Origin of the sequence: Gemmatirosa kalamazoonensis (assembly GCF_000522985.1) — a bacterium.
In the GTDB taxonomy this organism is placed as follows: Bacteria; Gemmatimonadota; Gemmatimonadetes; order Gemmatimonadales; family Gemmatimonadaceae; genus Gemmatirosa; species Gemmatirosa kalamazoonensis.
Genome location: NZ_CP007128.1, coordinates 3,270,543 through 3,290,148, shown reverse-complemented (window position 1 = coordinate 3,290,148; position 19,606 = coordinate 3,270,543). Strand labels below are relative to the sequence as shown.

Below are 19,606 nucleotides of genomic sequence, written 5' to 3'. Positions count from 1 at the left end.
CGCCCGATCACCTCGACATCACATGCGGACCTGTGTCGCCTCGTTCAGCTTCACCGAGAGGTCGGCGCCGTCGTTCAGACAGCCCTCGTAGTTCGCCGTCGCCGCCGCGGCCGCAGCGCCCGCCGCCGCGCCGGTCGCCGCGCCGATCACGGTGCCCTTCGTGTCCTTGCCGAGGATCTGGCCGGCGATGGCGCCCGCGATCGCGCCGCCGATGACCTTCTGGCGGTCCTTCGACGCCGGCTCGTTGCGCACGCGCGAGATCTCGGCCGACTGCGTCGTCGCGTCGACCGCGTAGGTGTGCCCGCCGAACGTGATCGAGATGACGCGGAAGCCCATCTGGATCTTGTCGTTCGCGTTCTCGCTCCGCTTGAGCTGCGTGATCTCGACGGTGGCCTGCGAGCCGGCCGGGATGGTGACGCCGTTGGAGCCGCTCACCGCGCTCGAGAGCGTCGCCGTGAACCGCTCGCCGACGTGGTTCGTGTTCGTGCAGACCTTCGAGTTGGAGCGCAGCGCCAGCGTGGTGCCGGCCGGGATGGAGCCGACGTTCGAGCGCTCCGCGGCACCGGCGCCGCCGGCGTTCGGCGTCACCGTGTTACCGCTCGCGGTGACGGTCGGCTTCGCGGGCGCGGGCGCGGGGGCCGACGTCGTGGGGCGCGGCGCGGGCGGCGGGGGCGGCGTGCGCGTGCGCACGGTCGTGCCCGAGGAGCTCGAGGTCGTGGTGCGCGGCCGGGCCGGCGTCCGGGTCGGCGCGGGCGTCGGCGCCGGAGCGGGCGCGGTCGCCGTGGTCGTCGGCGGCGTGGTCGTGGCCGGCGGCGTGTTCGCCGGCACGTCCTGCAGCTGCGGCTGCGCGGAGGTGTCACTGCCCGCCATCGCGAGGTCGCGGGAGAGCGCGGTATCCTGCGACAGCGCATCGTTCTTCCGGTCGCCACCGCACGCGGCCGCGCCAGTGGCGAGCGCCGCCAGCGCGGCCAGAAGCGGAGTCCGGAGACGGGTATATTTCGACATGCGTGAGCTCCAGGTGGATGAAGGCGTCGTGCCGCACCTCGTCGGGATCCTACCCGGGTCGCGGTCGCAGGTGCCGGGGTGGACTGGCGGGCAACGCGCATGCCAGGGTTGAGGGCGCTTCGGCGTCTGGTGCCGTTCCTGCGCCCCTACGCGGGACGCATGGCGCTCGGCCTCGTGCTCGTGGTCGCCTCGGCGTCGTTCGGGAGCGTGATCCCGTGGCTCCTGCGCGAGGGCGTCGACGAGCTCACTGCGGGCGCGCCCACGGCGCGTGTGCTGCGCGTGGCGGGGCTGATGCTCGGCGCGTCGGTCGCGGGCGGCGCGCTGCGCTTCTTCATGCGGCAGGTGCTGAACGCGGTGAGCCGCCACGTGGAGTACGACATCCGCGACGCGCTGTTCGCGCGGCTCGTGACGCTCGACGCCCCGTTCTACGCCCGGTGGCGCACCGGCGAGATCATGGCGCGGGCGACGAACGACCTCTCGGCCGTGCGCATGGCTGCGGGGCCGGCGATCATGTACCTCGTGAACACGGTCGCCGGCGGCGCGTTCGCGCTGGCGTTCATGCTGCGCATCGACGCGCGGCTCACGGGGCTCGCCGTGCTGCCGATGGTCGCGCTGCCGTTCATCACGGTGCGCCTGGGCCGCGCGATCCACGACCGCTTCGAGGCCGTGCAGGAGCACTTCGGCGAGATGACGACGCGCGCGCAGGAGAACCTCGCCGGCGTACGCGTGGTGCGCGCGTACCGGCAGGAGGCGTCGGAGTCGGCGCGGTTCGCGGCGTTAGGCGCGGAGTACCTGACGCGCAATATGGCGCTGGCGCGGCTCAACGGCGTGATGAACCCGTCGTTCTCGCTGATCGCGGGGCTTGGCGCGGTGGTGGTGATCGGTGTCGGCGGAGGGCTCGTGCTGCGCGGCGCGATCACGGTCGGCGCGTTCGTCGCGTTCGGGATCTATCTCGCGATGCTCACGTGGCCGCTCATCGCGCTGGGCTGGGTGACGAACCTGTTCCAGCGCGGGGCCGCGTCGATGGCGCGGCTCGGCGAGCTGCTCGACGCGCGCCCCGACGTGTCGTCGCCGGAGCGGCCGATCGCGCTGCCGCCGGCCGCGCGTGGAGGCCGCAGACTGACGTTCCGCGACGTCGGGTTTCACTTCCCGCAGGTCGGGACTGGGGACGCGGGACTCGGGACTCGCGAGGGACGCCCGAGTCCCGAGTCCCGAGTCCCGAGTTCCGAACCGCGTTGGGTCCTTCGCCACGTGTCGTTCGACCTGCCGGCGGGCGCCACGCTCGGCGTGGTGGGCGCGGTGGGGAGCGGGAAGACGGCGCTGATCGACCTCGTGCCGCGCCTGTACGACCCGCAGGAAGGCGAGGTGCTGCTCGACGGCGTGCCGCTGCGCGACCTGGATCTCGCGGCGCTGCGGCGGGAGATCGGCTACGTGCCGCAGGAGAGCCTCCTGTTCAGCGAGACCATCGGCCGCAACATCGGCTACGGGCTGGAGGGCGGCCGCGAGGAGCCGACGTCGGTGGTGCGCGTGGAGGAGACGACGTCGGGCGCGACGGAGCCGGGGACGGGCGACGCGATCCGCTGGGCGGCCGACGTCGCGCAGCTCGGCGAGACGGTGGCGGAGCTGCCCGCCGGCTACGAGACGATACTCGGCGAGCGCGGAGTGAACCTCTCCGGTGGGCAGAAGCAGCGCGCCGCGCTCGCGCGCGCGCTCGCCCGCCGGCCGCGCGTGGTGCTGCTCGACGACGCGCTGTCGGCGGTCGACACGCACACCGAGGCGGCGATCCTGCGCGGGCTGCGCACCGCGCTCGAGGGGCGCACGACGGTCATCGCGTCGCACCGCATCAGCGCCATCCGCGACGCGTCGTGGATCCTCGTGCTCGACGACGGGCGCGTGGTGGAGCAGGGGCGGCACGAGGAGCTGCTCGCGCGCGACGGGCGGTACGCCGCCCTGCTCCGCCGCCAGCAGCTCGCGGACGCGATCGAGTCGGACGAGGAAGACGCGGAGGACGAGGCGGCAGCGGCCGGAGCGTGACGTACGCCGCGTCGCGTGTTCGTACGGAGTTGGCACCGGGTGTTTCCGCCGGTACGTTACCGCCATGGTCCCGACTTCCGTCACCGTGGAACCGAAGCGGCACGTGCTTTCGCACACGGAGAGCCTCGAGGCGCGCCTCGCCGCGCTCGAGTTCCAGACGGCGGAAGCCGCCCGGCTCATCGCCGAGCTGCAGGCGCGCGACGCGCTGAAGACGCAGTTCCTCGCGAACATCTCGCACGACCTGCGCACCCCGCTCTCGGCCATCATCACGCACGCCGAGGTGCTGCGCGACGGCATGCTCGGAGAGCTGAACGAGAAGCAGGTCGCCAGCCTCTCGGGCATCATCAAGGGCGGCCATCAGCTCATCCAGATGGTGAGCGAGATCCTGACGTACGCGCGCGGCGCGGCGAACCAGCTCGCGCTCGCGCCGACGGACTTCTCGTTCGGCGCCGTGATCGACCAGCTCGTGATGCTGAACCAGCCGCTGGTGGCGAAGAAGCGCCTGCAGCTCACGACCGACACGCCGGCCGATCTGCCGCCCGTGCGCGCGGACCGCGAGAAGATCAGCCACGTGCTCGGGAACCTGGTCGGCAACGCGATCCACTTCACGCCGGAGGACGGGCGGGTGTGGATCCGCGCGCGACTGCGCCCGTCGGCGGGCGGCCGCGAGCTGCTCGTCGAGGTGGGCGACACGGGGATCGGCATCGCGCCGGAGCACCACGATCTCGTGTTCCGCGAGTTCGCGCAGGTGGACTCCTCGGCGTCGCGGCAGCACCACGGCACGGGGCTCGGGCTCGCGATCGCGCGCAAGCTCGTGGAACTGCACGGCGGGCGGATCTGGGTGGAGAGCGCGCTCGGCGACGGGAGCCGCTTCTACTTCACGATCCCGCAGGACGCCTCCTGACGCCGCTCGTCCTCGTCGTCGACGACAGCGAGCTGGTGACCGACGCCCTCGCCGTCCTGCTCGACGCGGTGGGCTACCGCAGCCGCGCCGCCGGATCGGTGGCCGAGGCGCTGCGCGCGACGCGCGAGGAGCCGCCGGACGCCGCGCTCGTCGACCTCACGCTCCCCGACGGCGACGGTCTCGACGTCGTGCGCACGCTTGCCGCCGAGGGACGGATGCCGCGCGCCGTCGTGGCGCTCACGGGGCGCGACGATCCCGAGACGGAGGCGCGCTGCCTGGCCGCGGGATGCCGCGCGGTGCTCGTGAAGCCCGTGAGACCCGCAGTGCTCGTCGCGGGGCTGCGCGAGTGGCTGGGGGCCTGACAGGAGCGACAGGAGCCGGTGCGGTTCTTTTCGACAGGATGGACAGGACGGACAGGATAGAACCAACAGCACGTGCGGTGCCTTCGTTGTTGGTTCTCGTCCTGTCCGTCCTGTCCATCCTGTCACGAAAGAGGCACAGGCATCCTGTCTTCTCAGATCCGCGAGCGGATCGCGTCGGGAGTGAGCCCTTGCAGCATCGTCGTCAGCACGCCGAAGTAGTTCGTCACCATCAGCAGCCCGACGGCGACGAGCAGCGCGCCGGAGACGCGCGAGACGACGCCGAGATGCGCGCGCAGACGGCGGAACGCGGCGAGGAACTGCGGGATGGCGACCGCCGCGAGCACGAACGGCACGGCGAGCCCCAGCGAGTACGTCGCGAGGAGCACCGTGCCGCGCCCGGTGTCGGCCGCGCTCAGGTTGTACGTGAGGATCGCGCCGAGTATGGGCCCGATGCACGGCGTCCATCCCGCGCCGAACGCGATGCCGACGAGCACCGTCCCGAGGTAGCCCGCCGGCTTGTCGGCGAGGTGCACGCGCCGCTCGCGGTCGAACGCCGCGAGGTGAAACGCGCCGAGGAGATAGAGGCCGAACGCGATCACGAGCACGCCGCCGAGCCGCGTCACCACGCCGCGGTACGCGACGAGCAGCCGACCGAGCGCGCTCGCGCCCGCGCCGAGGGCGACGAAGATGAGCGAGAAGCCGAGGACGAACAGCAGCGCGTGCACGAGCGCGGCGCGGCGCGCGCGCTGCGCGTCGTCGAGGCTGACGCCGGTGATGAACGTGACGTAGCTCGGGATGAGCGGCAGTACGCACGGCGACAGGAACGACAGCAGCCCGGCGACGAACGCGGCGAGCAGTCCGAGGGAGGAACCCGCTTCCATACCGGAAGTATACTGCGTCGGCGGCCTCGCGCCGTCGCCTCGTTCCCCCACGCCGTGTCGCCGATCTCCCGCACGATCCCTCTCGTCGTCGCCGCGCTGACCGCTGCGTCGTCGCTCGGCGCGCAGCCGCGACCCGCGACGGGCGCGGTGCGGGTCCGCGTGGCGTCGGCGGTCACGGGCGAGGGGGTGCCACGCGCCGTGGTCTCGCTCGACGCGCCTAACGCGGCCCCGCGGCGCCTGTCGGCGGACGACGCGGGCGTGGCATCGTTCGGGGGCCTCGCCGCGCACGCGTGGACGGTGCACGCACGCGCGCTCGGCTACCGTCCCGCGGCGTCGACCGTGAACGTGCGCGCGGGGGACACGACGGTCGTCACGCTACGGCTCGATCCGGCGCCACAGACGCTGGAGGCGATGCGCGCCGAGGAGCACGCGACGGAGCGCGGGCAGTTCGAGCGGACGCCCGATCCCGGCGCGATCACGCTGACGGGGCGCGCGATGCGGTCGGTGCCGTCGATCGGCGAGCCGGACGTGCTGCGCGCGGCGCAGCTGCTCGCCGGCGTGGTGGCGCGCAACGACTACACCGCGGGCTACAACGTGCGCGGCGGCGAGAGCGATCAGAACCTCGTGCTGCTCGACGGGATCCCGGTCTACAACCCGTTCCATCTCGGTGGGCTGTTCGGGACGTTCATCGACCAGGCGGTGGGCAGCGTGGACATGCTCGTCGGCGGCTTCCCCGCGGAGTACGGCGGTCGGCTGTCGAGCGTGCTCGACGTGCACACGCGCGAGCCGGAGCGCGCCGGCGTGCACGGCACGGTGGGCGTGTCGATGCTGACGTCGAGCGCGACGCTCGGCGGCACGGTGGACGACGGACGCGGCGCGTGGACCGTCGGCGCGCGGCGCACGTACATCGACAAGGTGGTCGGCGCGCTCACGTCGAAGACGCTGCCGTACCACTTCCAGGACGCCCAGGGGAGCGCGCGCTGGGCCGTCGGCGGCGGCACGCTGTCGCTCACGGCGTACGCGGGATCGGACGATCTCGGCGGCAGCTTCGCGGACTTCGGCGACTCGTCGCAGGCGGGGGGCGGCGCGTTCGCGTTCCGGTGGGGGAATCGCCTCGCCGGCCTCGCGTACAGGCGGCCGTTAGGCGGCGGGCGGTGGCGGGACAGCGCGCGCGTGTCGCAGCGCGCGTCGGTGACGGCGTTCTCCACGCTGCTCGACCTCGGCGCCGGCACCATCCGCTTCTCGGACGATCTGCTGGAGATGCAGGCGGCGGGGCAGCTGCTCGCGTGGCACGGCGCGCATCAGCCGCGCGTGGGCTACGAGCTGTCGCACCTCGCGATCGACTACGACGTGACGTCGACCGGATCCGGCGCGGCGCTGTTCACGCTGCGACAGCGGCCGACCGCGCTCTCGCTGTACGCCGACGACCTGTGGAAGCCGGACGATCGGCTGCTCGCGCGGCTCGGCGTGCGCGCCGAGGGCGTGAGCGGCGCGCGGTGGGCCGGGATCTCGCCGCGCGCGTCGGTGCGCTGGTTCGCGACGCCGGACCTCGCGTTCACCGTCGCGGCGGGACAGTACGCACAGTGGACGCACGCGCTGCGCAACGAGGACGTGCCCGTGCGCATCTTCGACTTCTGGATCGCGAGCGACCGCTACACGCCCGTGTCGACGGCGACGCACGCGATCGCGGGCGCGGAGCGGTGGTTCGGCGCGCGGACGTTCGTGCGCGCGGAGGGCTACGCGAAGCGCTACCGCCATCTCGTGGAGCCGAACGACGCCGACGACCCCGCGGTGCGCGGCGACGAGTTCCGCGGCGTGCACGGCTGGTCGTACGGTGCCGACGTGCTGGTGCGGCGGCTGGAGGGGTCGCGCTTCAGCGGGTGGCTCGCGTACGGCTACGGTGTCGGATCGCGCGCGCACGACGCGCTCGGCGACGGCGCGTCGCCGGGGGGCGTGCTGTCGACGGACGAGGGCGCGTACTGGCCGGCGCAGGACCGCCGCCACAACCTGAACCTCGTCGGCAGCTGGAAGCTCGGGCGCGGCTACGTGTTAGGCACCCGGTTCGGCTACGGCTCGGGCACCCCGTTCACCGACGTCACGGGGCAGATCGTGCGCCGGCTCTACGACGGGTCGAACAACACGTGGGACACCGGCGTGAACCGGCCGGGCCCCGAGCCGGTGGGCGGCGCGCGCAACGCGTCGCGCTATCCGCCGTTCCATCGTCTCGACCTCGGCGTGACGCGCACGTTCGTGCGCGGGCGCACGACGTGGACCCCGTCGCTGCAGCTCATCAACGTGTACAACCGACAGAACACGTTCGTGTACGCGTTCGACTATCAGGCCAACCCGCCGACGCGCACGGCGATCTCGCAGTTCCCGCTGCTGCCGAGCGTGGGACTGACGGTGGAGTTCTGATGCGGCGGGTGCTGGCGTCAGGCGTGCTCGCGCTCCTCGCGGCGTGCGAGTTCGGCGAACGGAGCGTCGCGCCGGGCGAGGAGCGGCCCGTGGTGCACGCGGTGCTGAACCCGACGCGGATCGCGCAGAGCGTGCTCGTGGAGCGCACGCTCACGGGACGCGTGTCGGTGTTCACCGACTCCGCCGCGTCGGCCGTCGATCCAATCGTCAGCGGCGGCGGCGTGCCGATCAGCGGCGCCCGCGTGACCGTCGTCGGTCCCGATGGCACGACGGCGACGGCGATCGAGACGCGCGTGTCGCGCAACGGCGCCGCGCCGGCGGGCACCGGCGTCTATCGCTTCGTGAACACGGCGCCCGACGCGGGGCGTGGCGAGGAGCGGCCGCCGGGCTTCGGGCTCGCGAACGAGATCGTGCTGGTGCCGGGACGCCGCTACCGGCTGCGCGTGGAGACGCCGGACGGCCGCGTGACGACCGGCGAGACGCTGGTGCCGGGCAGCACGCTGCCGCCGGACGACTTCCGCGCGCTCGAGTTCAACCGCGACACGGACACGCTGAGGCTCCGGTGGGACGCGCTGCCCGGCGCCCGCACGTACACGCTGCGCATCGACACGCCGTACGGCGCGTTCTTCATGTTCAGCGACTCGACGTCGGTGAGCCTCACGGGCGAGCTGCGCAACCTGTTCGCCGACCGGCTGCCGCGCGTGTTCCAGGCCGGGTTCACGCAGAACGTGTGGGTCGCCGCGGTCGACACGAACTACTTCGACTATTACCGCTCGGCGAACAACCCGTTCACCGGCTCGGGGATCATCAACCGGCTGGACGGCGGCATCGGGTTCTTCGGGTCCTACGTGCCGGTGATGGCGCGCGCGCTGTTCGTCCGCGCGTCGAATCACGATCCGGTCGACGGGCGCTACGTCTCGGCGTCCCCAGCGGGCGAGGAGATCCTCCGCGTGTGGCTCGACGCGCGCGGCAACGGCGTGGCGGAGGCGACGGCGGCGTACCGGCTGCCCGGGGGCGATCAGTACGGGTGCCTCGGCACGCTGCAGGGCGACGAGCTCCATCTCCGCACGCTCGACCCGCAGGACTACCGGCGCGTGCTGCGCACGATCGACGGCGTCGTGCGCAACGACACGATCTTCGCGCGCGTGGCGGGACTGGTGTCGACGAACGATCCGGGGACGCGGGTGTTCGTGAAGCGCGCGGCGCCGGATACCTCGAGCACGCTGCGCTGATGCTGCGGCGCTGAAACCTCGGCTCTGATACTGCGGCGCCGAAACCACGGTGCTGGTACCGCGCGGTTTCAGCGCCGCCGGTTCAGCGCCGCCTCACGAGCGCCGATTCATCAGAGCCGCCTCTGGCACCGATCACACACGCCGTAGATGACGAGCCGGTGCCGCTGCCGCGCGAAGCGGTGTCCCTCGGCGATGAGCGTCGTCATGCGATCCAGGCGCTCGTCGCGGAACTCCGTCACGCGCCCGCAGACGGTGCACAGCAGGTGCTCGTGCTGCGGTTCGCCGCGCGCCGGCTCGTAGCGGCGGAACCCCTCGCCGAAGTCGCGCTCGACCACGAGGCCGCTGCGCACGAGCACGTCGAGCGTGCGGTACACCGTGGCGGTGCCGAGCGGCGTGCCGCGCGACGAGAGCGCCCGCACGACGTCGTCCGCCGACAGGTGGCGCGACGAGCCGAGCACCACCTCGGCCACGGCGACGCGCTGCGCGGTGACGGGCAGGTTGTGCTCGCGGAGGTACGTGCGGAACGCCTCGAGCGCCTCGCGCGCGTCGCGATCGACCTCGCCGCCCGTCACGGCGCGTTAGGCGCCGGGCCGAGGATGCGCGCGACGAGGTCGGGCCCGAGCCGGTCGGGGTCCGCCGTGTCGCCGGCGCGACGCTGCACGCCCCGCACGACCGCTTCGACGGTGACGAGCGGCGCGACCGCCGACTCGACGACGTCGGCGTCCCACTTGCCGCGGTCGGGACCTTTCAGCGTGAGCCGATAGCGGCCGGTGAACACCGTGTGTCGCGCACGCGCCGGCGTCGGCGGCAGCACGTCGTCCTCCTCGAGTGCGTCGGACGCCCGCGTCGTGTCGTACGGCCCGCCCAGCTCGTGCGCGGCCGCTTCGACGCGGAGCGTGTCGGATGCGTCGGCGACCGGTTCGACGGCGACAGGTACATCGGCGACGGGTGAGGCCTCGAGCGGCGCTGCTTCGTTAGGCGCTTCGTCCGCAGGAACGCCGTCCTCGGACGTCGGCGCGACCGCCGCGTCGTCCGTCGGATCGCACGCCTCCGCGGCGACGCCCGCGGCATCCGATTCCGCAGTCTCCGCCGGCGTATCCGCTTCCGCCGCGCCGGTCTCCTCCGGCAGCGCCGCGACCACCGCGACCCCCGTCTCTACCCCGCCCTGTCGGATCGGTGGAAAGAGGTGCACCTCGACGAGCCGCTCAAGCGGCACGCGCGCGACGATCGCCGCGAGGAATCGGCGGCGGGTGTCGTCGGCGAGCCGCTGCGCGCCGGAGAACGGCGGGCGACCGCCGGACGCGGGGCCGGTCACGCGAGCACTCCCGCGCCGCGCTCCGCCAGCTCGCGCTCCACGTAGAGGCGGAGGATGTGCATGAAGTCCTGCGCGTTCGTCACGACGCCGAACGCCTGGTGCGTCCCGCGGTCCTTCAGCTTGCTCACGACGAACTCCGCGGAGTCGACGCAGATCGTCGGCAGCTCGCGCAGCGTCGGCAACGCGTCGTCCGCCGTGTCCGACTCGGCGACGAACGCCGGCAGCATGTTGCCCGTGGCGATCGCGTGCAGCGCGGTGGCGACGAGCACCGCCATCGTCGCGCGCGTGGTGTGCGCGCGCATCGCGTCCTGCGCGGCGACCATGTCGGTGATGACGTCGGGGAGCGGTCCGTCGTCGCGGATGGAGCCGCAGAGCACGAACGGCACGTCCTTCTCCACGAGCGCGTGCATGATGCCGCCGGTCACGATCTCCTGCCGCACCGCGGCGGTGATGGAGCCGGCCGCGCGCACGCGGTTGATCGCACGCATGTGCAGCCCGTGCCCACCGCTCGTCGACTCGCCCGTGCCGGTCATCCCCAGCGTCGTGCCGAAGATCGCCGCCTCGATGTCGTGCACCGCCACCGCGTTGCCGGCGAGGAATGCGCCCACGAAGCCGTTGCGCACGAACCACGTCATGTCGGCGCGCGCCCGCGAGTGCACGAGCGCCGGCCCGGCCACCCAAACCGGATAGCCGCCGCGCTCCCGCTCGTCGACGAGGATGCGCGCCATGAGCGCGTAGTCGATCGGCTTCTCGCGCGACACCTCGCTCGACATGAACTTGAACTCCCCCGCCCCGTTCGCCCCCGCGCCGGGGACGTTGACGAGGATCCCCTCGCTCCCGTCCTCCGCCGCGCCGACGGCGACGAGCTGTCCCGCGCGCACCCGGCGCCCCTCGCGCGCCCACAGTGCCCCCTCCGCGTCACGCACGAGCGCGGCGTCCATCCGCGGCTCGCGCGGCATGCGCCAGCGCCCGTCGATCTTCGCGTACGTCGGGAGATTCGTCGTTGCGAAGAATCCCTCGGGGAGGACGCCGTCGGCGGGGGCCGGGACGAACCGGGCCTCGGGGGCCGCGGCGAGGCGCGGAGCGGTGAAGTCGGGGTGCGGGATGAGGATGGACACGTCGGAATTCTAACCCGGACGGCGGGTCGGATGAGGCGGTTCTGGGACGGCGGCTCTGGGACGGCGGTTCTGATACGGCGGGAGGGGCGGGTGCAGCGGGGCACTCCCGTCCCTCCCGATTCTTCAGAACCGCCGTTTCCGAACCGCAGCTTCAGACCCGCCGCTCCAGAACCGCCTCATCAGAGCAACGCCACCGGGTCCCGATCCAGCGCCACGCGCAGCCCGGCGCGTTTCGGCACCGCGAACCGCTCCAGAAAGTACCGCGCGACCCGCGTCAGCTCCGCCGGCCGCTCCGCCTTCAGCAGGAAGTGCCATCGCCACCGCTGCTTGATGCGCTCCACCGGACACGGCGCCGGCCCCACGAGCCGCACCGCGTCGCCCGGCGCCCGCGCCAGCAGCCGCTCCACCCACGTCGCCGCCTTCTGCGCGAGCTCCGCGGTGGCCGTCTCGTCGGTGCCGCTGATCACGACGTTCGCGAGCCGCACCGCGGGCGGGTACGCCGGCGCCATCCGGCTCGGCAGCTCCTCCCCGACGAACGCGCCGTAGTCGTGCCGCACCGCGCACCGCACGGCGTGATGCGTCGGCACGCGCGTCTGGATCAGCACGCGCCCGCCTTTCGGGCCGCGTCCAGCGCGCCCGGCGACCTGGCTCAGGAGCTGGAAGCATCGCTCCGACGCGCGGAAGTCCGGCAGGTTGATCCCCGTGTCGGCGTCGATCACCCCGACGAGCGTCACGTTCGGGAAGTCGAGGCCCTTCGCGATCATCTGCGTGCCTAACAGGATGTCGACCTCGCCGCGCGCCACGCGATCGAGGATCTCCGTGTGCGCCCACTTCGCGCCGGTCGTGTCGACGTCCATGCGCGCGATGCGCGCCGCCGGGAACCGCTCCGCCAGGATGCGCTCGACCTGCTGCGTGCCGAGCCCGCGCTGCCTCAGCGTGGGACCGCCGCACCGCGCGCACTTCACGCGCGGCGGCTCGGTGTGGAGGCAGTAGTGGCAGACGAGCTGCTCGGGCGTGCGATGATACGTGAGCGCGATCGAGCAGTTCGGGCACGTCGCGACGTCGCCGCAGTTGTTGCACTGCACGTACGCCGCGTAGCCGCGCCGGTTCAGCAGCAGGATGCTCTGCTCGCCCTTCTCGATCCGATCGGCGAGCGCCAGCTGCAGCTCGCGCGAGAGCACGCCCTCCACGGTCAACGCTCCACGCTCCACGCTCGGGTCGGGTAAGCGTGGAGCGTCGAGCGTGGAGCGTGGAATCCCGACGCGAAGGTCGATCACGTCGACGGCCGGCAGCCGCGCGCCGCCGACGCGCTCGGGCAGCGTGAGCAGCCGGTACTTCCCCGATGCCGCGTTCGTCCAGCTCTCCAGGCTCGGCGTCGCGCTGCCCAACACGACGACGGCCCCCTCCGCGCGCGCGCGCACGATCGCCACCTCGCGCGCGTGGTAGCGCGGCGACTCGCCCTGCTTGTAGCTCGACTCGTGCTCCTCGTCGACGACGACCGCGCCGAGGTCGGCGACGGGCGCGAAGATGGCCGAGCGCGCGCCCACCGCGATCCGCTTCTCGCCGCGCCGGAGCGCGAGCCACGCGTCGTACCGCTCCCCGTCCGAGAGCGCGCTGTGCAGCACCGCGACCTGGTCGCCGAACGCGCCCCGGAAGCGGTCCACGGTCTGCGGCGTGAGCGCGATCTCCGGCACGAGCACGATCGCGCCGCGGCCGCGCGCGAGTACCTGCCGCAGGAGCTCGATGTACACGAGCGTCTTGCCGCTGCCCGTCACGCCGTGCAGCAGGAACGTCTCGCCGCCGCGTCCGGCCGCGATCGCCTCGACCGCCGCGCGCTGCTCCGCGCTGGGCACCGGCGGGGTGGCGCTGCCGGCGCGCGACGCGAACGGATCGCGCGCCACGATCTCGTCGCGCACCTCGACGAGCCCGCGCGCGACGAGCCCCTTCAGCACCGACGGCGAGAACGCCATGCGCTCGGTGAGATGGTCCACCGCCGCGCGGCCGCCGAACGACTCCAGCAGCTCGAACAGCGCGCGCTGCTGCGGCGCGCGTCCGAAGATCCGCTCGCGGTGCAGCAGCGACTCGAGGTGGCGACGCACCGTCGCGACGCGTCGCGTGCGCTGCGCCGGCTCGGGCGCCGCCGCGCCGGTGAGCAGCGCCGGGAGCGCGCAGCGCAGCGCGACGCCGAGCGGCACGATGTAGTAGTCGGCGATCCACCGGCACACCGCGAGCAGCGCCGGCGTCACCGACGGCTCGGCGTCCGGCGCGTCGAGGATCGCCTTCGGGGCCGCGCTGCCTAACGATCGCGGGTCGCCCGGACCGAGGTAGATCCCGACCTCCTTCCCCGTCCGCAGCGGCACCACCACGCGCGAGCCGGGAACCAGCGGATGCCGGAGCCGCTCGGGCACCGCGTACGTGAACGTGCGGAAGAGCGGGAGCGGGAGCGCGACCTCGGCCAGCATCTCGCCTAACGTCGCGCCACGCCGAGCCCGGGCCGGTCCGGGATGGCGATCTGGCCGCCGTCGATCGTCGCGCCGACGTACGGGTCGTCGGCGAGCAGCGCGGCGCCGTCGAGGTCCGCGTAGTCGAGCAGCGGCGACAGGTGCGCGGCGGCGGTGATGCCGAGGCTCGTCTCGATCATGCAGCCGCACATCACGAGCAGCCCGTGCGACCGCGCCGTCGCGATCATCCGCAGCGCCTCGCGCAGCCCGCCGCACTTCGCGAGCTTGATGTTGATCCCGTCCACCGCGCCGACCAGTGGCGGGATGTCCGTCGACACGACGCAGCTCTCGTCGGCGACGATCGGCAGCGGCGAGCGCTCGCGCACGAAGCGCATCCCCGGGATGTCGTGCGCGGGCAGCGGCTGCTCCACGAACTGCACGCCGAGGTCCGCGAGCAGCTCGATCATGAGCAGCGCGTGCTTCGGCGTCCACGCCGCGTTCGCGTCCACGCGCAGCAGCGCGTGCGGCGCCGCCTCGCGCACGAGCCGGATGATCTGCTGGTCGCGCGCGATGCCTTCCGCGCTCCCGAGCTTGATCTTCAGCACCGGATACGCCGACGCCTCTTCCACGCGCGCGCGCAGCGTCGCGTCGTCGGGGGCGATCGCGATCGTGAAGCTCGACTGCGGCGCACGCGCCGGATCGAGTCCCCACATCCGGTACAGCGGCACGCCGAGACGCTTCGCCGCGAGATCGTGCAGCGCGGCGCTCACCCCGCTCTTCGCCGCGGCGTTGAAGCGGATCGTCGCGTTCATCCGCGCCTCGGCCTCCTCGAGGTGCCACGGATCGAGGTCGGCGAGCACGGGCCGGAACCGCGCGAGCGCGGCGACGACGCTCTCCGGATTCTCGCCGTAGAACCGGTTCGGCGCCGCCTCGCCGAGCCCCTCGGCCCCGTCCGCGTCGCGCACGCGTACGGCGACGGTCTTCCACTCGCTCGCGCCGCCGCGCGAGATGGTGAACGTGTGCTTCGTGCGGACGGTGACGATCTCGTGGAAGAGCTCCATTGCAGGGCTGATGATGCGGTTCTGGTGGGGCGGCGCTGTTGAGGCGGCGTTGAGTCCGCGGCACTGATAACGCGCGTGTTCAGCGCCGAAGTATCAGCGCCGAAGTATCAGCACCGCCTCAACAGCGCCGGTTCACGGTCTGGGTCTCGCCGGCGTCGGCCATCGCGTCCGCCACGCGGCCCGCAGCTCCGGCGCGCGACGCTCGACGAGGAACCCGATGAGCGCATCCGCGAGGTCGCCCGCGCGCTGGTAGCGCTCGGCCGGGTTCTTCGCGAGACAGCGCATGGTGATCGCGGCGAGCGCCGGCGGCGCGCCGGGCGCCACGATCTCGATCGGCGTCGGCGCCTCGTGCACGTGCTTGTAGCCCACCGCGTACGCGTCGGGCCCGTCGAACGGCGGGTCGCCGCTCAGCATCTCGTAGAGCAGGATGCCTAACGCGTACACGTCGCTCCGGCCGTCGAGCAGGCGCCCCATCGCCTGCTCCGGCGACATGTAGTGCGGCGTGCCCATCGCGCGACCCGTCGCCGTGAGCCGCGCGTGGAAGCGCGTGCTCGCGATGCCGAAGTCGGTGACGGCGGCGTGGCCCTCGGTGTCGAACAGCACGTTGTCCGGCTTCACGTCGCGGTGCACGACGCCGCGCCGATGCGCGTAGTCGAGCCCCTGCGCGGCCTGCGCGGCGGCCGTCGCCGCGCGCTCCGGCGTGAGCGTGCGCCGTCCCGTCATCGCGTCGGCGAGCGAGCCGCCGGACAGGAACGGCATCACGATGTACGACACGTCGCCGAGCTGTCCGTAGTCGAGGATCGGCACCACGTTCGGGTGCTGCAGCCGCGCCGCCGCCTCCGCCTCGCGGCGAAAGCGCGTGCGCATCTCCTCGTCGCGCGCGAGGTGGCGCAGCAGCACCTTGATCGCGAGCGGCGTTCCGAGCGCGGCGTGCTTCGCCAGGTACACGTGGGCCATGCCGCCACCGCCGAGCCGCCGCTCCACCGTGTAGCGGTCGCCGGTGGCGCGGCGGAGCGTCGTGATCTCCTCGTCGGGCGGCTCGAGCGCGGGCGGGCCGGGGAGCGCGGGCAGCGCGGCCTCGCAGCGCTGGCAGCGCGGCGCGCTCGCGCGGTTCCAGGTGCCGCAGTCGGGACAGAACACGGGTGCTGCGCCTCAGGTGGTGAACTGCATGCGCACGAAGTCGAACGGCGGCCACGGCCCCGAGCACTCCATGCGCAGCGCCGCGTGACGCCGCCCCTGCAGCGCCACCGCATCGACGAACGTGGCCCACCGCGACCGCTCGATGAGGAACGAGCCGTGCGCCTCGCTGTCCGGCTGCGCCGCGTCGGGACCGGCGCGCAGCACGATGAGCGCGACGGCGTCGCGCCGCAGCTCGCGGAACGCGTCGGCGGCCAGCGACACGAGGTCGCCGGCGACCGCCGACGCTTCGTCGCCCGCCGGCGTGAGGCGCAGCGTGGCGGGCGGCACGCCGGTCGCCGCCGCGTGCACCGTGTTCGGGTCGCCCCGCCTAACGGTCACGCGCGCCACCGCGCGGTCGGTCACGAAGTCGAGCGCCTCGGCCAGCGTGTAGTAGTGCAGCTCGAGCCAGCCGAGCAGGCGCTCGCGCGAGCGGAACACGGTGCCCGGCGGCGCGGGCACGATCGCCCGACGCTCGAACACCTCGCCGACGACGGCGCAGTGCACGTCGAGATCGCGCGGCACGAGATGGTCGGCGGCGTACGGTCCCGGGCTCACGACCGCGCCGAGGTCGCGGAACGTCACCAGCTCGGTGCCCGCCGCGAACGGCGTCGCCGCGCTCTGGTGCTGGTCCATCGCCGCCACGCCGAACAGCCGCAGCCCCACGCGCTTGTCGCCGCGCACCGACATCGCGCCGAGCGGCGTCGCGCGCGTCGACGTCGTGTGCTCCGCCGTGTGCGAGAGCGCGTGCTCGCCCGTCGCGCGCGTCGACGGCGCCGGGTGCTCCGCCGTCACGCGGTCGTGTCCCGACCCCGACCCTCCGTCGCGGTCCGCGCTCACAGCAGCCGCAGCCAGCGCAGGAGGACCAGCAGCACGGCCGCCACCACGATCTGCAGCACGACGAGGAGCGCGAAGCCGTGCGGCTGCGACATGAGCGGGATGTGCGCGAAGTTCATCCCCCACATGCCGCTCATGATCACGAACGGCAGCGTCACCGTCGCCACCACGGTGAGCCCCTTGCTGCTCCGGCTCAGCCGGTTCGACACCTGCGACAGATAGCTGTCGAGGGTGCTGGAGAGCAGCTCGCGGTACGTGTCGAGCGTGTCGTTGATGCGTAGCACGTGATCGTACACGTCGCGGAAGTACACCTGCACCGACTGCGGCAGCAGCGCCGAGGGCCGGTTCGTGAGCTGGTTCAGCACCTCGCGCTGCGGCGCGAGGTGGCGTCGCAGCGTGAGCACGAGCCGCTTCACGCCGAAGATGTCGCGCAGCGCGCCCTGGTCGAACTGGACGAACACGCGCTCCTCGAGCTTGTCGAGCAGCTCGTCCAGCCCGTCCAGCAGCGGAAAATACGCGTCCACCGACACGTCGAGAATCCCGTGCATGATGCGCGCGGCGCCGCGCGCCAGCAGGTCGTCGCTCAACGCCACGCGCTCGAGCATCGTGCGCACCGAGTCCGACGCGTACGAGTGCACCGAGACGAGGAAGTTCTGCCCGAGGAAGAAGTAGAGGTTCTGCGTCTCCACGTCGTACGGGTCGGGCGTATCCTCCTCGAGCTTCACCGCGCGCGCGATCACGAACAGGAAGCCGTCGTACTCCTCGTACTTGACGCGGCTGTTCGGGTTGAGCGTGTCCTCGACCGCCAGCGGGTGGAACTTGAAGATCTTCTCCAGCAGCGCGTGCTGGTGCCGGTTCGTGGCGTCGACGTCGACCCACAGCGTGCCCGCCGTGTCGGCGAGCGCGGCGGCGAGCGCTTTCGGCGGCAGGTCGCGCTGCACGGTGCCGTCGCCGGCGCGGTAGAAGCTGCACGGCGTCCACGCCGGCGTGGCCTTGTTCGACCCCGTCGACGACACCGACGTCGCCGCGTCGGCAGGTGCGCCGCCGGAAGGGGTCACGTCTCCCGCGCGTGTGGCCATTTCACCCCCCGGATGAGCTGGAAGCCCAGCGCCCGCTCGCGTGCGAGCTCGCGCAGCAGCGTCGACTCGCGCTCCACCGCCTCGCGCGCCTCGCGCCAGCGGAGCCGCCGGAACGAGCCCGAGACGATCTGCATCTTCGCCTGCCAGGAGAGCTTCGGCTCGTCGCCGACGCCCGGTGCCTCGTCCCCCTCGTCCGTCCAGTCCTGCACCTGGAGGTCCACCACGCCGGCGTCGCGCAGCATCTGCTTCCACTCCACGACGTGATGCGGGCGCAGGCCGAGCCGGTCGACGAGCAGCGTGCGCGCGTCCGCCGACAGCGTCGGTCCCCACGATAGCTGCAAGAGCACGACGACGCCCATCGGCTTCGTCACCCGCGCCAGCTCCGCCACCGCGCGCTCCGGGTCGCGCGCCGCCGCGAGCACGGGCTCGCCCACCGCGGCGTCGAACACCGCCGTCTCGTGCGGCAGGTCGTCGAGCGACGCCTGCTGGAACGCGAGCGGCAGCGACGGCGTGCGCTGTCGCGCGCGCTCCTCCGCCTCCTCGATGTCCTCGGCGTCGGAGTCGACGCCGGTCACCGCGGCACCGGTGCGCTGCGCGAGCCACTCGCAGCTCGTGCCGTCGCCGCAGCCGGCGACGAGGATCTCCTGCCCCGCGCCCACCTCGAGCTGCGACGCCACCTCGCGGTACAGCTCCGCCCCCGCCGCACGCCAGCGGCCGAGCACCAGCTCCTGCACGAGCCGGAGCACGACCGGTGCCGGGGGTGTGTTAGGCACCGGTGCCATCGGCCAACGCCCGCATGTGCGTCACGCATGCCTCGCCGAGCCGCGGCGGCGCGTAGCCGCCCTCGAGCGCGCTCGCCACGCGCCCGCCGCACCATGCCTCCGCGCGCGCCACCACCGAGCGTGTGAGCGTGTCGACGTGCTCCATCTCCAGCGTGAAGCCGCCTAACGGATCGCCGGCCAGCGAGTCGAACCCCGCCGACACGAGCACGAGCTCCGGCTCCCACCCCGCCGTCGCCGCGTCGACCGCGCGCTCGAACGCGTCGACGTAGCGCGCCGCGGGAAGCCCCGCCGGCATCGGCACGTTCCACACGGTGCCGTGCGGCCCGCGGTCCTCCGCCGCGCCGGTGCCGGGATACCACGGCCACTGGTGCATCGACACGAACCGGATCGCCGGCTCCTGCTCCACGAGCGCCTGCGTACCGTTGCCGTGGTGCACGTCCCAGTCGAGGATCAGCACCCGATCGAGCCCGCGGCGCGCGCGCGCGTGGTGGGCCGCGATCGCCACGTTGCCGAACAGGCAGAAGCCCATGCCCGACGCGCGCAGCGCGTGGTGTCCCGGCGGCCGCACCGCGGCGAACGCGCGGCGCGCCCGGCCGCCTAACACGAGGTCCACCGCGTCGAGCACCGAGCCGGCGCCCGCCGTCGCCGCGTCCCACGAGCCCTCGCTCACGACGGTGTCCGCGTCGAGCCGGCCGCCACCGTGCGCGGCGAGCGCGCGCACGCCGCGCGCGTAGCCGGCGTCGTGCGCGAGCGCGAGATCGTCCTCCGTCGCGTGCCGCCCCTCGACGTGCAGCACGCGCTGGAACAGGTCGGGCGCCGTCGCCAGCGCGCGCGTCACGCCGCGCAGGCGCCCCACGTGCTCGGGATGATCCCACCCCGTGTCGTGTCGCCCGCAGTCGGCGTGCGACACGAAGGCCAGCGGGGCGCGCTTCGCCCCTCCCTCGCTCACGGGTGCCCCCACACG

The 19,606-nt window shown here is 73.1% G+C and carries 17 protein-coding genes; 5 read left to right on the top strand and 12 right to left on the bottom strand.

What is annotated here, in order from left to right; all coding sequences use genetic code 11:
- Positions 1–18: 18 nt before the first annotated feature.
- A complete protein-coding gene (locus J421_RS32095; protein ID WP_148306319.1) occupies positions 19–1,005 on the bottom strand; it encodes a hypothetical protein in 987 nt (328 codons plus the stop codon).
- Positions 1,006–1,134: 129 nt separating this feature from the next.
- Here J421_RS32095 and J421_RS14190 point away from each other — a divergent pair, with 129 nt between their 5' ends.
- The 3 genes from J421_RS14190 to J421_RS32800 all read left to right on the top strand — a co-directional run bounded on the left by J421_RS14190 (position 1,135) and on the right by J421_RS32800 (position 4,305).
- Entirely contained in the window at positions 1,135–3,039 is a 1,905-nt protein-coding gene (locus J421_RS14190; RefSeq protein WP_158508798.1) for an ABC transporter ATP-binding protein, read from the top strand.
- Positions 3,040–3,103: 64 nt separating this feature from the next.
- A complete protein-coding gene (locus J421_RS14185; RefSeq protein ID WP_025411840.1) occupies positions 3,104–3,943 on the top strand; it encodes a sensor histidine kinase in 840 nt (279 codons plus the stop codon).
- Positions 3,877–4,305, top strand: coding sequence for a response regulator (locus tag J421_RS32800; RefSeq protein ID WP_260525853.1), 429 nt, complete (start codon positions 3,877–3,879; stop codon positions 4,303–4,305). The genes J421_RS14185 and J421_RS32800 overlap by 67 nt, the downstream gene beginning before the upstream one ends.
- A gap of 152 nt (positions 4,306–4,457) precedes the next feature.
- On the opposite strand, the gene J421_RS14175 is transcribed toward J421_RS32800, so the two are convergent.
- On the bottom strand, positions 4,458–5,186 hold the full coding sequence (locus J421_RS14175) for a cytochrome c biogenesis CcdA family protein (protein ID WP_025411838.1): 729 nt from the start codon (positions 5,184–5,186) through the stop codon (positions 4,458–4,460).
- Positions 5,187–5,240: 54 nt separating this feature from the next.
- Here J421_RS14175 and J421_RS14170 point away from each other — a divergent pair, with 54 nt between their 5' ends.
- Both J421_RS14170 and J421_RS14165 read left to right on the top strand, forming a co-directional pair.
- A complete protein-coding gene (locus J421_RS14170; RefSeq protein WP_025411837.1) occupies positions 5,241–7,601 on the top strand; it encodes a TonB-dependent receptor plug domain-containing protein in 2,361 nt (786 codons plus the stop codon).
- Positions 7,601–8,833 carry a DUF4249 family protein gene (locus J421_RS14165; protein ID WP_025411836.1) on the top strand — a complete coding sequence of 411 codons (1,233 nt, stop codon included), beginning with the start codon at positions 7,601–7,603 and terminating at the stop codon, positions 8,831–8,833. The genes J421_RS14170 and J421_RS14165 overlap by 1 nt, the downstream gene beginning before the upstream one ends.
- A 110-nt stretch (positions 8,834–8,943) precedes the next feature.
- Here J421_RS14165 and J421_RS14160 read toward each other — a convergent pair whose 3' ends face one another.
- The 10 genes from J421_RS14160 to J421_RS14115 all read right to left on the bottom strand — a co-directional run bounded on the left by J421_RS14160 (position 8,944) and on the right by J421_RS14115 (position 19,552).
- Complete coding sequence (locus J421_RS14160) at positions 8,944–9,405, bottom strand: Fur family transcriptional regulator (RefSeq protein ID WP_025411835.1); 462 nt, start codon at positions 9,403–9,405, stop codon at positions 8,944–8,946.
- Positions 9,402–10,148, bottom strand: a complete 747-nt coding sequence (locus tag J421_RS14155) for a hypothetical protein (RefSeq protein WP_025411834.1) — start codon at positions 10,146–10,148, stop codon at positions 9,402–9,404. The genes J421_RS14160 and J421_RS14155 overlap by 4 nt, the downstream gene beginning before the upstream one ends.
- Complete coding sequence (locus J421_RS14150) at positions 10,145–11,266, bottom strand: ornithine cyclodeaminase family domain (RefSeq protein WP_025411833.1); 1,122 nt, start codon at positions 11,264–11,266, stop codon at positions 10,145–10,147. The genes J421_RS14155 and J421_RS14150 overlap by 4 nt, the downstream gene beginning before the upstream one ends.
- A gap of 179 nt (positions 11,267–11,445) precedes the next feature.
- On the bottom strand, positions 11,446–13,728 hold the full coding sequence (gene priA, locus J421_RS14145; protein WP_025411832.1) for a replication restart helicase PriA: 2,283 nt from the start codon (positions 13,726–13,728) through the stop codon (positions 11,446–11,448).
- Between the two features lie 5 nt (positions 13,729–13,733).
- Complete coding sequence (locus J421_RS14140) at positions 13,734–14,768, bottom strand: dipeptide epimerase (protein WP_025411831.1); 1,035 nt, start codon at positions 14,766–14,768, stop codon at positions 13,734–13,736.
- A 132-nt stretch (positions 14,769–14,900) separates the two neighbouring features.
- The gene (locus J421_RS14135) at positions 14,901–15,908 is read right to left on the bottom strand and encodes a serine/threonine-protein kinase (protein WP_104022620.1); all 1,008 of its coding nucleotides are present in this window, start codon (positions 15,906–15,908) and stop codon (positions 14,901–14,903) included.
- Positions 15,909–15,920: 12 nt separating this feature from the next.
- Positions 15,921–16,739 (bottom strand): GvpL/GvpF family gas vesicle protein, encoded by an 819-nt coding sequence (locus tag J421_RS14130; protein ID WP_148306317.1) that lies wholly within the window; start codon positions 16,737–16,739, stop codon positions 15,921–15,923.
- A 41-nt stretch (positions 16,740–16,780) separates the two neighbouring features.
- Positions 16,781–17,839, bottom strand: coding sequence for a magnesium transporter CorA family protein (locus tag J421_RS14125; protein ID WP_158508796.1), 1,059 nt, complete (start codon positions 17,837–17,839; stop codon positions 16,781–16,783).
- Positions 17,836–18,633 carry a class I SAM-dependent methyltransferase gene (locus J421_RS14120; RefSeq protein ID WP_158508795.1) on the bottom strand — a complete coding sequence of 266 codons (798 nt, stop codon included), beginning with the start codon at positions 18,631–18,633 and terminating at the stop codon, positions 17,836–17,838. Before J421_RS14120 ends, J421_RS14125 begins: the two co-directional genes overlap by 4 nt.
- Positions 18,626–19,552, bottom strand: a complete 927-nt coding sequence (locus J421_RS14115; RefSeq protein WP_201773017.1) for a histone deacetylase family protein — start codon at positions 19,550–19,552, stop codon at positions 18,626–18,628. The genes J421_RS14120 and J421_RS14115 overlap by 8 nt, the downstream gene beginning before the upstream one ends.
- Positions 19,553–19,606 lie beyond the last annotated feature (54 nt).

Coding starts and splice junctions, on each gene's coding strand:
- J421_RS32095 (WP_148306319.1), bottom strand. CDS start 1,005: ATGTCGAAATATACCCGTCTCCGGACTCCGCTTCTGGCCGCGCTGGCG.
- J421_RS14185 (WP_025411840.1), top strand. CDS start 3,104: ATGGTCCCGACTTCCGTCACCGTGGAACCGAAGCGGCACGTGCTTTCG.
- J421_RS14175 (WP_025411838.1), bottom strand. CDS start 5,186: ATGGAAGCGGGTTCCTCCCTCGGACTGCTCGCCGCGTTCGTCGCCGGG.
- J421_RS14165 (WP_025411836.1), top strand. CDS start 7,601: ATGCGGCGGGTGCTGGCGTCAGGCGTGCTCGCGCTCCTCGCGGCGTGC.
- priA (WP_025411832.1), bottom strand. CDS start 13,728: ATGCTGGCCGAGGTCGCGCTCCCGCTCCCGCTCTTCCGCACGTTCACG.
- J421_RS14140 (WP_025411831.1), bottom strand. CDS start 14,768: ATGGAGCTCTTCCACGAGATCGTCACCGTCCGCACGAAGCACACGTTC.